This window comes from Bradyrhizobium altum, from assembly GCF_020889705.1.
GTDB lineage: Bacteria > Pseudomonadota > Alphaproteobacteria > Rhizobiales > Xanthobacteraceae > Bradyrhizobium > Bradyrhizobium altum.
Map to the genome: position 1 here is coordinate 1 of NZ_JACMYP010000224.1, position 14,690 is coordinate 14,690.

12 protein-coding genes and 1 pseudogene are annotated in these 14,690 nt (G+C 66.8%); all 13 read right to left on the bottom strand.

All coding sequences use genetic code 11. From position 1 onward, the window contains the following. The coding region (locus H8B02_RS36175; RefSeq protein ID WP_229170605.1) for an FAD binding domain-containing protein at positions 1 to 632 on the bottom strand (632 nt) is incomplete at its 3' end. A gap of 14 nt (positions 633 to 646) precedes the next feature. Then, the gene (locus tag H8B02_RS36180) at positions 647 to 1,090 is read right to left on the bottom strand and encodes an SRPBCC family protein (protein ID WP_229170606.1); all 444 of its coding nucleotides are present in this window, start codon (positions 1,088 to 1,090) and stop codon (positions 647 to 649) included. A 3-nt stretch (positions 1,091 to 1,093) separates the two neighbouring features. Then, positions 1,094 to 1,531 carry an SRPBCC family protein gene (locus tag H8B02_RS36185; RefSeq protein ID WP_092124412.1) on the bottom strand — a complete coding sequence of 146 codons (438 nt, stop codon included), beginning with the start codon at positions 1,529 to 1,531 and terminating at the stop codon, positions 1,094 to 1,096. A gap of 9 nt (positions 1,532 to 1,540) precedes the next feature. Next, positions 1,541 to 4,432 carry a flotillin family protein gene (locus H8B02_RS36190; RefSeq protein ID WP_229170607.1) on the bottom strand — a complete coding sequence of 964 codons (2,892 nt, stop codon included), beginning with the start codon at positions 4,430 to 4,432 and terminating at the stop codon, positions 1,541 to 1,543. A gap of 24 nt (positions 4,433 to 4,456) precedes the next feature. Further along, positions 4,457 to 5,290, bottom strand: coding sequence for a phosphoenolpyruvate hydrolase family protein (locus tag H8B02_RS36195; RefSeq protein ID WP_229170608.1), 834 nt, complete (start codon positions 5,288 to 5,290; stop codon positions 4,457 to 4,459). Positions 5,291 to 5,293: 3 nt separating this feature from the next. Continuing rightward, a complete protein-coding gene (locus tag H8B02_RS36200; RefSeq protein ID WP_229170609.1) occupies positions 5,294 to 7,504 on the bottom strand; it encodes an ABC transporter permease in 2,211 nt (736 codons plus the stop codon). Then, a complete protein-coding gene (locus tag H8B02_RS36205) occupies positions 7,497 to 8,279 on the bottom strand; it encodes an ABC transporter ATP-binding protein (protein ID WP_229170610.1) in 783 nt (260 codons plus the stop codon). Before H8B02_RS36205 ends, H8B02_RS36200 begins: the two co-directional genes overlap by 8 nt. Beyond that, positions 8,272 to 9,356, bottom strand: a pseudogene (locus tag H8B02_RS36210) (branched-chain amino acid ABC transporter permease). The gene H8B02_RS36205 and the pseudogene H8B02_RS36210 overlap by 8 nt, the downstream one beginning before the upstream one ends. Before the next feature lies 1 nt (position 9,357). Beyond that, on the bottom strand, positions 9,358 to 10,368 hold the full coding sequence (locus tag H8B02_RS36215) for a branched-chain amino acid ABC transporter permease (RefSeq protein ID WP_229170611.1): 1,011 nt from the start codon (positions 10,366 to 10,368) through the stop codon (positions 9,358 to 9,360). A gap of 121 nt (positions 10,369 to 10,489) precedes the next feature. Next, positions 10,490 to 11,308, bottom strand: coding sequence for a helix-turn-helix transcriptional regulator (locus H8B02_RS36220; protein ID WP_229170612.1), 819 nt, complete (start codon positions 11,306 to 11,308; stop codon positions 10,490 to 10,492). 137 nt (positions 11,309 to 11,445) lie between these two features. Continuing rightward, positions 11,446 to 12,696 (bottom strand): ABC transporter substrate-binding protein, encoded by a 1,251-nt coding sequence (locus H8B02_RS36225; protein ID WP_050401637.1) that lies wholly within the window; start codon positions 12,694 to 12,696, stop codon positions 11,446 to 11,448. 434 nt (positions 12,697 to 13,130) lie between these two features. Further along, positions 13,131 to 13,850 (bottom strand): SDR family NAD(P)-dependent oxidoreductase, encoded by a 720-nt coding sequence (locus H8B02_RS36230; protein WP_229170613.1) that lies wholly within the window; start codon positions 13,848 to 13,850, stop codon positions 13,131 to 13,133. A 20-nt stretch (positions 13,851 to 13,870) separates the two neighbouring features. Beyond that, a partial coding sequence (locus H8B02_RS36235; RefSeq protein ID WP_229170614.1) for an acyl-CoA dehydrogenase family protein occupies positions 13,871 to 14,690 on the bottom strand: 820 nt, incomplete at its 5' end.

Genomic DNA, 14,690 nt, shown 5'->3' on the forward strand with positions numbered 1-14,690 from the left:
GTTGGCGCCATCGAGCCGAGCGCGACGCGGGCGCCGACGATCCGGCTGCCGTTGACCGGCAGATGGGCCGCGAGCGTGATCACCGCGCCGCCCTTGGGCTTGATCCGCGCGATCTTGCGGTAGCGGAAGGCATCGGCACTGCCGGGCTTGGCAAAGGAGATCGCGAGCACCAGTGTGCCGGCCTGCCGGTCGCGCGATTGCAGGAATTCTTCGATTCCGATCTCGCGGCCGCCGAGCCCGCCCTTCATCGACACGACGGCGTCGAGCGCGAGCATCGCGACCGTGAAGTCGCCATACGGCACGGGTGCGAACAGATTGCCGCCGACCGTACCCATGTTGCGCACCGCCGGTCCGCCGATCGAGCGGGCAGGGCCGTGCAGGAAGCCGAGATCGCGCTCGGCCAGGATGCGCGCGAACGTGACGCCGGCGCCGAGCACGATCCGCGCGCCCGACGCGTCGATCCTTGTCATCGCCTGGTCGCTGGCGCGCACGACGGTCGAGATCGTGACGTCGCCCTCGTTCAGCGCTCGCATCACCAGCGTGCCGCCGCCGAGGTAGCGGGCGCCGCGATCCGATGACAGCGCCGCCGCGGCGTCTTGGCTGCTGGTGAAGGTCTTCACCGTGACTGGCATGATGTCCTCCCCGCTTACGCGGCTCCCTTCAGATGCCGGCGGATGGCGTCGAAGCCGGTCTGGTAGATGTCTTCCGAAACCATCTGCGTGATGCGGTCCCTATCCTCAATCCGCGTCGAGAAGCGCGATTCCCAGTGCCAGAAAGTGCGGTCGCCGTCGGTGACCGGCAGCAGGCGGACATGCGCCACGTAGTTGAACATCGGGATCGGCGTATCGAGCAGGCAATAGCTGAAGCTCTGCTCCAGGTCGGACAGCGCGAGCAACTGCTCGCGCAGCTCGGCGCCGTCCTTCAGCTTGAAGCGCCTGACACAACCGATCTTGTCGGAGGGCTGCGCCCGCTCGATGCCGCTGGTCGCGACCGCCGGGTGCCAGTGGTCATGGCCGTTGAAATCGCGCAGCACGGCCCAGACCGTATCGGTCGGGGCATCCAGGATCGTGCTTTTGACGATATGCGGCACGGCCTATCCCCCGAACGCCCGCTTCAGCGCGTCGAATCCGCCCTGGAACACGCCGCCGCCGATATTGTTGACCAGTTCGGCTTCGCGCTCGGGCGCGCAGTCGAACTCGGCGGTCCACTCCATGAACGTCTGGTCGCCGTCGGTGACCGGCGTCAGCCGCAGCGTCGCGACGTAGTTCTCGACGCCCATCGGCGATTCCAGGATCGAGTAGGTGCAGAACATGTCGTAATCGGACAGGCCGAGCAGCTTCTCGCGGATGCGATCGCCGTTGCGCAGGCGGAAATCCCTGACGCAGCCGATCTTGTCCGAGGGCTCGCCGCCTTCGATCCGGCTTTCGGCGATCGCGGGATGCCAGTTCGGCAGCCCGTTGAAATCGCGGACGCGCGCCCAGACCCGGTCATTGCGAGCGTTGACGACGGTGGAGACGTAAACCCGTGCCATGTTGCGAGCTCAGTCCTTCTTGCGCGGCGTTCGTTCGGGGCGCGGCTCGCCGCCGCCTTCGGGCGCTGCCGGCTTGGCGTCGCTGCTGCTCTTGCGTGCCGAGTCTTTGATGCCCTGCATGTCGCGGGCCTCGCGGATCAGGCCGGGCATCTTGGCGAGGCTGCCGCCCTCGACGCCGATGTCCGAGAGGATCGAGTCGATCAGCGGCGCCTGCACGCGGTAGCGCAGCGCCGAATCGATCACCTCGTCGGTGGCGCTGCGGCCGGAACCGCCGCCATTGCCGTTGCCGTTGAGCCCATCGACCTGGAGGATGCGGATGCCCTCGATCTTCTCCATTGGCTTGACGCTCTCGCGCACGATGCCCTCGATCCGGTCGAGCAGCTTGCGGCGGAACAGCGAGTAACGGGCCTGGTCGGTCAGCACGTTCTCGGCCTCGTTGAGCAGGCGCTGCGCTTCGGCCTCGACCGTGGCACGGACCCGTTCGGCCCCGGCCGCGATCCTGGTTTCCTCGGCCTGCTTCTCGGCGAGCAGCACCTCGACGGTCTTGCGTCGCTTGGCGATCTCGCTCTCGCGCGCGGTGACGACGCGCTCGGCCGCCTCGGTGGCATGGACCCGCGCGTCCTCGGCGGCAGCGCGCGCCGCCGATTCCTCGAGCGACTTCTGATGCAGCGCGATGGCCTTCTCCATCAAGGCGGTCTCGACGTCCTTCTCCCGGTTCACCTCGAGCTTGCGCAGCTCGCGCTCGCGGCCGACCCTCGCCTCGTCGAGGCCGCGGTCGGAGGCGATGCGGGCGCGCTCGACCTCTTCACGCGCCGCGATCTCGGCCTCCTGCAGCGATTGATTGCGGGCGACCTCGAGCTGCTCGATCGAACGGCGCCGTTCGATCCGCGCCGCCTCCAGCGCCTGCTCGCGGGTCACGTCGGTGGTCTCGACCTCCTTGCGGGCCGTGATCTCGGCCTGCTTGACCTGGCGATCGGCATCGATCCGCTCCGAGCGCTTGGCGGCGAGCGCGATCACGCGCTCCTCATCGGCGAGCTCGATCGCCCGTTTCTGGTCGATGTTGAGCACCTCGCGGGTCCTGGAGGAGGTGATCCGCTCGCTCTCCAGCGCCAGCTCGACATCAATCCGCTGGCGTTCGACCGCGTCTCGGCGCTTCAGCTCGGCGGCCTCGATCGCCCCCGTGCGTTCGATCTCGAGCGCGCGGGTCTCGCGCTCCGCACGGATACGCTGCGCTGCGACCGACTTCTCCTGCGAGATGCGCGCCGCCTCGATCGATTCACGCGAGGCGATGTCGGCTTCCTCGATCGCGCGGGTGCGTGCGATCTCCAGGGAGCGTACGTGTTCCTCCTGCGCGATCCGGGACGCCTCGGTGGCGTCGCGCGCGGTGATCCCGGCGATCTCGATCGCCTGATTGCGCTCGATCTCTAGCTTGCGCGTGGTGTGATCGGCGGCGATGCGTTCGGCGGCCAGCGTCTTCTCTCTGATGATCCGAGCGGCTTCGACCGACTTCTGCGCCTCGATCTCGGCTTCCTGGATGGTCCGGACCTGCTGGATTTCCAGGGCGCGGGTGCGCTCGTCGGAGGAGATGCGCTCGACATTGACCGTCATGGTCTGGGCGATGCGCGCCTTCTCGATGGCCTCGCGGGCCGCGATCTCGGCTTCCTCGACGGCGCGGGTGCGCTCGATCTCGCGGCGGCGGGTCTCTTCCTCATTGGCGATGCGGGCGTCAGTGACGACGCGGTCCTGCTGGATGCGGGCCTTTTCGATCGACTCGCGGGCCGCGATCTCGGCCTCCTCCACGGTGCGCATCCGTTCGATCTCGCGCTGGCGGACCTCGCGCTCGGAGGCGATGCGGGTGGTGTCGACCGAGCGCTGGTTGGCGATCCTGGCCTTCTCGATCTCCTCGCGCGCCAGCAACTCCCGCTCTTCGACCGCGCGGGTGCGCTCGATCTCCCGATGCCGGGTCTCGCGTTCCGACGCGATCCGGGCTTCGGTGATCGCCTGCTCGTTGGCGATGCGCGCCTTCTCGATGGCTTCGCGCGCTGTGATCTGGGCCTGCTCGGCCTCGGTCTCGCGCAGCGCGCGCTCGCGTGCGACTTCGGTGCGCTGCAGGGCGCGGCGCATCTCGATGTCGCGCTCCTGCTCGAGGCGGGCGGTTTCGCTCTCGCGCTCGATGTCCAGCGCCTGCCGCTCGGCCTCCAGGTTGCGGGAGCGGATCTTAATCATCGAGTCCTGCTCGATGTCGTTGCGCAACTTGCGCTTGGCCTCGATGTCCTCCATCAGGCGGGTCAGGCCTTCGGCGTCGAAGCGGTTCGAGGGGTTGAAGTATTCGAGGTCGGTCTGGTCGAGATCGGTGATCGCGACCGATTCCAGCTCGAGGCCGTTTTGCGCCAGCGCTTCGGCGGCATTGGCCTTGACGCGGGCGACATATTCGCCGCGCTGCTCGTGCATCTGCTCCATCGTCATCTCGGAAGCAACCGAGCGGATCGCGGAGATGAACTTGCCCGAGAGCAGGGTGTGCAGCTGTTCCGGCTCCATGGTGCGGCGGCCGAGCGTGGCGGCGGCGATCGAGACGGCCTCGCGGGTCGCCTGCACCCGGACGTAGAAATCGGCCTCGATGTCGACGCGCATCCGGTCGCGGGTGATGACGGCATCCTGCCTGGAGCGCACGATCCCCATCGGCAGCACGTTCATGTTGACCGGCGTGTAGTCGTGGATGAACGGCAGCACGAAGGCGCCGCCATTGATCACCACGCGTTCGCCGAGGAAACCGGTCCGGACGAAGGAGGTTTCCTTCGATGAGCGGTGGTAGAGCCAGTTCACCACATAGACGATGATGACGATCGCGACGATTGCGACGATGAGCCAGAGGATCAATTCACCGACCAGCATCCCTGACATCTCTTCCTCCCTTGGTCACGGCGGCTAGCGCGCGCCGATCGCCTTGAACTTGCGAACCTGATCCGTCAGCGCCCGCTCGACCGGCAAGCGTTCCATCGAGGAGGCGCCGTAGAAGCCGTGGCAGTTGCGGGTCTTCTTCATGATGAAATCGGCATCCGCGGGGTCCTCGATCGGGCCGCCATGCGCGAGCACGATGATGTTCGAATTGACGCTGAGTGCGGCCTCGGCCCAGGCCTCGATCCGGGCGGGGCAGTCGGCGAGCTTCAGCGCGGTCTGCGCGCCGATCGTGCCGCCCGTGGTCAGCCCCATGTGGCAGACGATGATGTCGGCGCCCGCGATCGCCATTGCGGTCGCCTCCTGCTCGCTGAACACATAGGGCGTGGTCAGCATGTTCTTGTCATGCGCCTTCGCGATCATGTCGATCTCGAGCGCGTAGGACATCCCGGTCTCTTCGAGATTGGCGCGGAAAGTGCCGTCGATCAGGCCGACGGTCGGGAAGTTCTGCACCCCGGCGAAGCCGATCGCCTTGAGCTGATCGAGGAATACGTCCATGTCGCGGAACGGATCGGTGCCGTTGACGCCCGCGAGCACCGGCGTCTTGGTCACGACCGGTAGCACCTCGCCGGCCATCTCGACGACGATCGCATTGGCATCGCCATACGGCATCAGGCCGGCGAGCGAGCCGCGGCCGGCCATGCGGTAGCGGCCGGAATTATAGATCACGATCAGGTCGACGCCGCCGGCCTCCTCGCATTTCGCCGACAGACCTGTGCCGGCGCCGCCGCCGACGATCGGCTCGCCGCGTGCGATCATGGCGTGAAACTTCTTCAACAGCGCCGCGCGTTCAAACCTGGGCATGGGTCACCTCGCCACTCTCCGCCGGCCACCGGCGCGTCCGAGCAGCGGACGGAACGCGCTGACGATGGCGGCGGTGAACTCGGGATCGTTGATGTTGCGCTTGATGCGGATGATCTGCCGGTTGCCCGTCTGGCGCACGGTCTGCTCCAGCGCGCGGAACAGCGCCGTGTCGGCATCGGGGTCCCAGAACGGCTGGCCGGGCGCATCGAGCGCGGAGACGCCGCCTTCGGCCAGGAAGAAACGCACCGGCCCGTCCATCTGGTTGAGGCGCTCGCCGATCCAGCGGCCCATGCGCTCGTTCTCTTCCGGGGTGGTCCGCATCAAGGTGACCTGCGGATTGTGGACGTGGAATTTGCGCTGCCGGTAGCGCTCCGGAATCGTGTCGGGCGCGCCGAAGTTCACCATATCCAGCGCGCCGATCGAGCCGACATAGGGCACGCGGCTGCGGATGATGGCGCCGAAACGATCGTCGGTCGCCGGGAATACGCCGCCCATCAGGAGGTCACAGACCTCGGTCGTGGTGAGATCGATGACGCCGGCGAGCTGGCCGGACTCGACCAGCTTCTCCATCGAGCGGCCGCCCACGCCGGTGGCGTGGAACACGAGGCACTCGAAATCCTCTCGGAGGTCAGCCGCGATCTTCTGCACGGCCTGAGTGGTGACGCCGAACATGGTGATGCCGATGGCCGGAAGATGAGGGCCCGTATCGCGCCGCTTGCCGGCCTGTTCGTCGAGCCGCGCCTTGACCATGCCGACCAGGGCATGGGCGCCGTTGCCGAGCACCGTGCGCGAGATCGAGTTGAGACCCTGCACGTCGGTCACCGAATACATCATGGTGATGTCGGCGGGACCGACATAGGGACCGACGTCGCCGGACGCGACCGAGGAGATGATGAGCTTCGGTACGCCGATCGGAAGCGCGCGCATGCCCGGCGCGACCAGCGACGCGCCGCCCGAGCCGCCCGCGGAAATGATTCCGGCGACATTGCCCTGGCGGCGCAGCCATCGCTCGAACGCGTCCGCCATCGCGGTCACCGAGGCGCCGCGATCGGTGCCGAACACGCCGGAGCCGCCGCGGCCGTGGTTGAGGGCAATCTCCTGCGCGGTGACGTCGCAGCTCGCCGCCTTTCCGCTGGTCGAGACGTCGACCAGCCGGGTGCGCAGGCCGCTGGCCGCGACGATATCGCGGATGAAGCGCAGCTCCGCGCCCTTGGTGTCGAGGGTGCCGACGACCAGCACGACGGGAGGCCCCGATGTCCTCGACGTCGCCAGTTCGCGCCGCGTACGGGTTGCTTCCTCGAGACGCGTGACGGCGACGGACTGCGTCCGCGCGGCGGCCTCGATACGGGCGATCGGCACCGGCTGCGACCAGCGCGTCGGCAGCACGGGATTGGAGACGTAGATGCGAGCCGGACCCTTGCGTTCCGGCTGCGGCGCGCCGGCCGCCTCAGCTCTTGCCGGCGTCGTCTCGGCATCGATCTCATCAGCGCCGTGGGTGCCGACGCCGAGTAGCCGCTGCTGCAACTCGCGGTCGGTCGCGAGGCGGGCGGAGTCGATGATGCGGTTGATTCGGCCATTGACCATGATGGCGACGTTGCGCGACACCGCCGTCGCGACGCCGATGTTCTGCTCGATGACCAGGATGGACATGTCGCCTTCGTCGCCGAGGCGGAGCAGCATCTCCTCGACTTGCGCGACGATCACAGGCGCGAGGCCCTCGGTCGGCTCGTCCATGATCAGGAGCTGCGGGTTGGTCAGCAATGCGCGCGAGATCGCGAGCATCTGCTGTTCGCCGCCGGAGAGCTGGTTGCCGCCGTTGTTCTTGCGTTCGGCGAGGCGCGGGAAGGTGTCGTAGATGCGCTCGACGGTCCAGGCGCCACGGCGCAGGCCGCCGGCCAGCGCAAGGTGTTCGTCGACCGTCAGCGAACGCCACAGGCGCCGGCCCTGCGGCACGTAGCCGACGCCGAGCCGGGCGATCCGCGCCGGATTCAGCCGCGTGACTTCCTCGCCGCGAATCCGGATCGAGCCGCTGCTGGCGCGGACCAGGCCCATGATGGCCTTGCACAGCGTGGTCTTGCCCATGCCGTTGCGGCCGACCACCGAGAACACGCCGGTATCGAGCGTGAGGTCGACGCCCTGCAGTGCATGCGAATGGCCGTAATAGACGTCGAGGCCCTTCACCTCGAGCGCGGGCGCGGGGCGGCGGTCATTCATGGCCGCCTCCGAGATAAAGCTCCTGCACCTCGGGATCGGACTCGATCTCGCGCGGCAGGCCTTCCTTGAAGATGCGGCCGTTGTGCATCATCGTCACGCTCTCGACGACGCGCAGCGCGACGTCCATGTCGTGCTCGATGATGATGTAGCCGATATGCGCGGGCAGCGAGGTCAGGATCTCGATCAGCTCGCGCCGCTCGGTCGGCGACAGTCCTGCCGCCGGCTCGTCGAACAGGATGAAGCGGGGCGCGCCGGCCAGCGCCAGCGCGATCTCGAGCTGGCGCTGCTGGCCATGCGCGAGCTCTGCTACGCGCTGGTCCTTGACGCCGGCGAGATGCACGGCCTGCACCAGCGTCTCGGTCGCGTGCATCAGTGCATCGTTCTGCCCCGCGCGCAGCAACGAGAACCGGCCGCGGGAGACGCCGCGGCAGGCGAGATAGACGTTGTCCTGCACGGTGAGGCCGGGGAACAGCGCCGAGATCTGGTAGGTGCGGCGCAAGCCCCGGCGGATGCGCTCATAGGGCGGGAACTGGGTGATGTCCTCGCCGAAGAAGCGGATCGTGCCGGAGGAGGGCGGGAAGTCACCGGTGATGCAGTTGAACAGCGTGGTCTTGCCGGCGCCGTTCGAGCCGAGCACCGCGCGGCGCTCGCCCGGCCGCACGGTGATCGTGACGTCGGTCAGCGCCGCCAGCGCGCCGAACAGCCGGGTGACGCCGCGCAGCTCCAGGGCTGCGCCGGCGCCGACCACCGAGAGCCGCTGTGCGACGCTATCCATGGCGGCCTCCGCCTGAACGTTGCGTCGAGGAAGCGCTGCGCCGCCGCCAGCGTTCCCAGAGGCCGATCACGCCGTCGGACGACCAGAACACGATGGCGAGGAAGCCGAGCCCGATCAGCAGCCGGAAGCGGTTGCCGTCGAGCCCGAACTTGATCAACACGTCGAGCGCGAAGGTGCGCAGCAGGACGAAGATGAGTGCGCCGATGAACGGGCCGATCGGCCGGGTGATGCCGCCGACCACGGCGATGATCAGGACGTCGATGCAGGCGCCCACGCTGACCGACCCGGGCGAGATCTGCCGGTAGTTCCAGACCTGCAGCACGCCGCCGAGCGCCGCGATGAAGGCTGCGAAGGCGTAGGCCGCGATGCGGTGGGCATTGGGATTGAAGCCGAGCGCGGCCATGCGGCGCGGGTTGTCGCGGACACCCTGCAGCGCGAGCCCGAACGGCGCGCGCGAGACATACTGGACGGCGAAGTAGCAGATCGCGGCGACACCGAGCGTCACGTAGTAGAAGGCGATGTCGCGCGCCAGTCGACGCCCCAGAAGTGCGGGGTCGCGACGGTGTTGATGCCGGTGTGGCCGTTGAAGATCGCCCAGTTCTGGTTGGTGAAGTAGTAGAACGCCGCGCCGATCGCGAGCGTGATCATGATGGTGTAGATGCCCTCGGTGCGCACCGCGAGCGCGCCGCCGAGTGTGCCGAACAGCGTCGCCAGCGCCAGCGCCATCGGGGTTGCGAGCCACCACGGCCATCCGAGGCTGATATTGGCGTTGCCGCTCATGCCGAACACCGCGACCATGTAGCCGGCGAAGCCCGCGATCGTGAGCTGCATCAGGCTGACCATGCCGCCATAGCCGGCGAGGAACATCAGGCTCAGCGCAATGACGCCGAGGATCAGCGTGGTGGCGAAGATCTCGATCAGGAAGAAGCCGTTGGCGATCAGCGGCATGATCACGAGGATCAGCGCGACCAGCCAGGCCGCCGGGTTCTGGAATTCCGGCCAGGCGCGGATCAGGGAGCGGCGGGTCGCGCTGGCGGACGGGTCGGGGCGGAACTGGGTGCTCTGCAGCAACGACATCTCATCGCCTCGCGAGCAGGCCCTGCGGCCGCAGCGCCAGCACCACGACCATGATCAGGAAGGTCACGACGATGGCGTAGGTCGGGATGTAGACCGAGCCGAGTTGCTCGGCGAGGCCGATGATGACGGCGCCGAGCGCAGCCCCCGGGATCGAGCCCATGCCGCCGACGATCACGACCACGAGCGAGGCGAGCAGGAAGCGTGTATCCTCGCCCGGCGACAGCGACTGGAAGGTGCCGCCGACCACGCCGGCGATGCCGGCAAGGCCCGCGCCGAGCGCGAACACCAGCACGAACACCAGCTGGATCCGCACCCCGGTTGCGGCGAGGATATCGCGGTCGTCGACCCCGGCGCGCACGATCATGCCGATCCGCGTACGATTCAGCGCCAGCCACATTGCGATCCCGATCACGACGGACGCCGCGAAGATCACGAGCCGCACCAGCGGGTATTGCAGAAAGACCGGCTCGCCCGATGATTTGATCGCGGTCAGCAGCGGCAGCTGCACCGGGCCGATCAGCCAGCTCGGGGTCTGGACCTGGTAGAAGTCGCCGCCGAACACCCAGAGCATCAGATCGGCGAACACGATCGACAGCCCGATCGTCACCATGGTCTGCCTGAGGTCCTGACCCTCCATGCGGCGGAACACCGCGAGCTGCAGGATCACGCCGACCAGCGCCGCCGCGATGAAGGCGACGATGAAGCTCAGGATCCACGACCCGGTCCAGGTGCTGATGGCGTAGCCGACATAGCCGCCGAACAGGTAGAGCGAGCCGTGCGCGAGGTTGACGTTGCGCATCAGGCCGAAGATCAGCGTGAAGCCGCTCGCCACCAGGAAATACAGCCCGCCGAGCGTGATGCCGTTCAGCACGGCGTTGAGGAACACGCGCTTGCGGCCGATCGCGGCCTCCAGCCCCGGCGGCCAGATCGCGAACACCAGCCACAGCAGCACCGCGACCGCGATGATCACGATCAGCGCCCAGGCCGGATGGCGTTCGATGAACCTGGCCATCTCCGTCGCGTTCCCTCTGACGTCGCGGCCGTCTGCCGGGCCACGTGTCCCAGCATCCTACCGAGGGCGAAAGCGTCGGATTTGATCGACAGTATCTTTTATCGTTCGCTGTGGAACTCGCTCACGGCCGCAACACCTTGGCGGCGCGGCGATAGTCGGTCGGGGCCATCCCGACATTGGCGGCGAAGAAGCGGGTGAAGCCGCTCTGCGAGGAGAAGCCGAGATCGAAGCCGATATCGGCGATCGGCGCCTCGGTCGCGACCAGCGCATCCAGCGCCTGCTCCATGATCAGCGTGTTCATGTAGAGGTGAGGGGTGACGCCGGTCTGGGTGCGGAACAGCCGGTAGAAATGCGGCCGCGACAACCCCGCTTCGCGCGCGATCGCATCGAGCTCGATCTCGGCGCCGGGGCTTTCCGACATCAGCTTGATCGATTTGCGAACCCGGAAATCGGTCACCGCGGCGGCGGCGCGCGCGTCCTGCGCGGCCTGCCAGCTCTCCTCGTAGCAGGAGTCGATCAGCTGCCTGAGCTCGCAGTCGAGGCTGCGCAGCGACGGCGCGCCGCACACCAGAGCTGCGGTGCGGCGGATCAGCCGGTCGAGCGCCACGGTGCGCGGAAAGAAGGTGCGGCCGAACCGCAGGCCCTGCGCGCTCGCGGGCTGCGGCGCGAACCATTCGGCGTTGACATAGAGCACGAAGAAGATCGCGCCGTGGTCCATGTCGGTCGGCAGAAAATTGTGCGGTTCCCACGGGTTGACCGCAACCACGGTGTCGTCCTTGAGCAGCAGGCGCTGCTCGGAGACATCGATCTGCGCCGGCGTTCCGCCGACATGAAAGATCAAGTGCCCTTCGCGGTGCGCATGCACGTTGAAGGGACGGTTCAACTGATAGACCGTCGCGCGACCGAACCGGCCGTGGAAGACGGCAAGCGCCCTGCTCATGCCTCCCCTCCGCGGGGTGTTCTTGTCTTTTCGACAAGCGTTCATCATCCGCCCGCGGAAAGCAAGGGCGAGCAGGGCTGTTGATGCAACCGCGCGCCTTCGTCACGGCTGGCTTGCTCGCACCTGCAACAAATACGTCAGTACTTCTTGCACTCCGGAACCGTGCGGCTCGGCAGGCCGATCTTGGCGAACACGGCCGGATCGTAGCCCAGCGTCTGGTTGACGTTCGGGATCACCTTCACGACCTTGCTAAACAGCGCGCCCTTGCCGTCATCGACCACCTCGGTGACGAAATTGGTGCCGATCGCCTGTCGGTTGGCGTCGAGCTTGATCTTGCCGTTCGGTGCGTCGATCTCGATCTTCGCCAGTGCGTCCTTCAGCTTGGCCTGGTTGTTGGAGAGATCGCCATTGACCTGCCGCAGCGCCAGGATCAGCGCCATGGTCGAGCCGTAATAGTTGGTGGCGAGCAGCGACGGGCTCGGGAAGCGTTTGCTCTCCGGGAACGAGTCCTGGTAGGCCTTCACGAATTTCTGCCAGCCCGGATCCTCCCAGGTATCCGCCTGGCCGCTCGCGGCGATGGTGCCGATCAGCGCGTTCTTGGCGCTGCCCTTCGACGACAGGATGGTCTGGTCGATCATGATCGAGCCGCCCATCAGATGCGCCTTGCCGCCGGCCTGCTGATACTGGTTGAGGAAGTTGACGGCGTCGGCGCCGCCAAGGCCGAGATAGATCGCATCGACATCGTCGGGAAGTGCTGCGATGACAGAGGCGAAGTCCTTGGTGCCGAGCGGCACCCATTGCCGGTTGGTGACCTGGCCGCCGGCGCCGCAGAATTCGAGCACCAGGCCGAACACCTGGGTGTAGATGAACGAGTAGTCCTCGCCGACGGTCGCGATCTTGCGATAGCCCTTGGTCTCATAGGCGTATTTGCCGAGGCCGACCTGCCATTGCGCGCCGTCCATGTTGTAGCGGAAGAAGTTTGGCGCCGGATCGACATAGGTCGTCTCCTGCGCGCCGGAAGCGGCGTTGACGAAGGTCAGCTCCGGATGGGTCTTGGCAAAATTCTTCACCGCGATGCCCTCGTCGCCGGACAGCGGCGACAGCAGGATCTGTACCTTGTCCTGCTCGATCAGCTTGCGCACCGCGCGCACCGCGGAGTCCGGCGTCGCATCGGTCGAGGCGACGACGAATTCGAGTTCCTTGTCGCCGATCTTCTTGCCGAGCACATTAAGCGCGGTCTGGTGGCCGCGCATGCCATCTTCGCCGAGCACCGTGTAAGTGCCCTCGAGCGTTGCGGTGACGCCGACCTTGATCTTCTCCTGGGCGAATGCCGTGCCCGAAAGCAACAGGCTGCTCAACGCAATCAGTCCCAAACTGCCTTTCAACATCGCTCTCCTCCCTCTGTGTTGTCACCGGCGTCCACATGGCCTGACGAAGGCTGATGGGCGTCCGGTTGTTTGCCGGCAAAGCTAGCCGAAGCCAGGCGCGGCGCGGATGTCGTCACTGCGGGGGTGCTTAACGGGCAGTCTCATTTTGATTGTTGCGCCGCAACGAGGTTCGCGGCGGGACCGCATACACAATCGTCGTCCCGGCGAAGGCCGGGACCCATCAACCACAGGATTGGGTTGGTGAGGAAAGCTGTGGCCCCAGCCTCGCGCAATAATCACCATCGGTGGTTATGGGTCCCGGCCTGCGCCGAGACGACACTGAATTGTGCACGCGTCAATTGCGCATTCGGCGTCCACCGCATCTCACGCCGCGTTCGTGCGCCGCGAGGCTGCGAAGTAGCGCGGAGCCGCAACATGGTTCCGGGCATGCCTTGCTAAGGCATATGGTGGCCGGCGGCCTGTCCGCCGTCGACGTGGAGCACTTCTCCGGTCACAAATCCTGCACCATCGAGGTAGAGCACCGCATCGACGATGTCGGAGATCTCTCCCATCCGGCCGACCGGGTGAAGCGCGGCCAGCGCTTGATGCGCCTGCGCCGGGTGCATCGGGGTCTTGATGATTCCGGGCGACACCGCATTGACGCGAATTCCGGTCCTTGCGTATTCGATCGCGAGCGCGCGGGTTGCGGCGTTCAAGGCGCCCTTGGTCAGCGAGGCGAGGGCGGCCGGAACGCTGCTCATCGGCTGGTCGACGAGACTGGTCGTGATGGTGACGACGTGGCCATGGCCCTGCTTGCCCATCAGCTCCAGCGCGCGCCGGGTCATGTGGAAAAAGCCGGTGACGTTGGTCGAGATGTAGCTGGCGTAGTCATCCTGCGTATAGGCGGTGAATGGTTTCGCCATGAAGATGCCGGCGTTGTTGACCAGCGTGTCGACGCGGCCGAAGCGCTCCAGCGCCGCCTTGAATACGTGCTCCGCCGTATCGGCTGCGCCGACATCACCCGCCACCGTGACGATATCCGCATCGGTGGCCGGCTTGATCGAGCGCGACGTCGCGACGACCCGGCAGTTGCGATCCCTGAAGGCCTGAACGATGCCGGCGCCGATCCCCTGCGATGCGCCGGTGACGATTGCCACTTTCCGCTCTGTGCTCATGATGGCACTCCTTTTTCGCGCTACACTGCGCCGCTTGCGGCGAGCGGGCTGTAGTCGCGGCTCTTGAACATCGTGTGCAGTTGCCGCCGCCGGATGCCGAGATTGCCACCGTCGAAGATCGGCAGCGCGAGCGCGTCCTGCAGCAGGCCGCCGAGCGGAGCTTCATGATCATAGCTGTCGATCCCGACCACCCGCATCAGATCGGTGATGACGCGCACGGCGGCCTCGGAACCGAAGATCTTGGCCTGCACTGCCAGCTCCTCGGCCGCCAGCGACTGGGTGTCCAGGGCATGGCAGGCGCGCCAGCTGAGAGTGCGCGCCGCTTCGATCGTGGTCTTGGCATCGGCGAGCGCGTATCCGACCGCCTGATGCTCGATGATGGGGTGAACGCCGCCGCGCTTTTCGCTGCGGGCAAAATCCAGTGCGAACGCGAAAGCCGCCCGCATCAGCGCGACGCCAAAGATTCCGACCAGCGCCGCGGTGCCGGTGAACGCCGCCGCGGTCAGCGCCAGGCCCGCGCCCTGCTGTCCGAGCAGATTGTGGTGCGGCGCCGTGACATTCTGCAAACCAAACTGCGGGACGAGGTGCGCGCGATGACCGATGCTGTCGATCGCGCGTTCGAACACGAGACCGGTCACCGGTCCTTGCGCGGCAATGATCGAGATGGCTGCGTCCGGCGTTGCTGCCGGATCGGTCCGGCACACGATGGTCAGAAGATCGGCACCCTCGCGATTCCAGCCGGTCGCCGAGGACACCCATTTCTTGCGGCCGTTGATCAGCCAGTTGTCGCCCTCGCGCCGCGCGGTGGTGCGGACGCCCTCGCCGGGTGGCGGCGAGGCG

Bases quoted from the DNA above. Each gene is read 5' to 3' on its own strand.
- H8B02_RS36215 (WP_229170611.1), bottom strand. From the start codon at position 10,368: ATGGCCAGGTTCATCGAACGCCATCCGGCCTGGGCGCTGATCGTGATC.
- H8B02_RS36190 (WP_229170607.1), bottom strand. From the start codon at position 4,432: ATGTCAGGGATGCTGGTCGGTGAATTGATCCTCTGGCTCATCGTCGCA.
- H8B02_RS36200 (WP_229170609.1), bottom strand. From the start codon at position 7,504: ATGAATGACCGCCGCCCCGCGCCCGCGCTCGAGGTGAAGGGCCTCGAC.
- H8B02_RS36205 (WP_229170610.1), bottom strand. From the start codon at position 8,279: ATGGATAGCGTCGCACAGCGGCTCTCGGTGGTCGGCGCCGGCGCAGCC.
- H8B02_RS36220 (WP_229170612.1), bottom strand. From the start codon at position 11,308: ATGAGCAGGGCGCTTGCCGTCTTCCACGGCCGGTTCGGTCGCGCGACG.
- H8B02_RS36185 (WP_092124412.1), bottom strand. From the start codon at position 1,531: ATGGCACGGGTTTACGTCTCCACCGTCGTCAACGCTCGCAATGACCGG.
- H8B02_RS36225 (WP_050401637.1), bottom strand. From the start codon at position 12,696: ATGTTGAAAGGCAGTTTGGGACTGATTGCGTTGAGCAGCCTGTTGCTT.
- H8B02_RS36195 (WP_229170608.1), bottom strand. From the start codon at position 5,290: ATGCCCAGGTTTGAACGCGCGGCGCTGTTGAAGAAGTTTCACGCCATG.
- H8B02_RS36230 (WP_229170613.1), bottom strand. From the start codon at position 13,850: ATGAGCACAGAGCGGAAAGTGGCAATCGTCACCGGCGCATCGCAGGGG.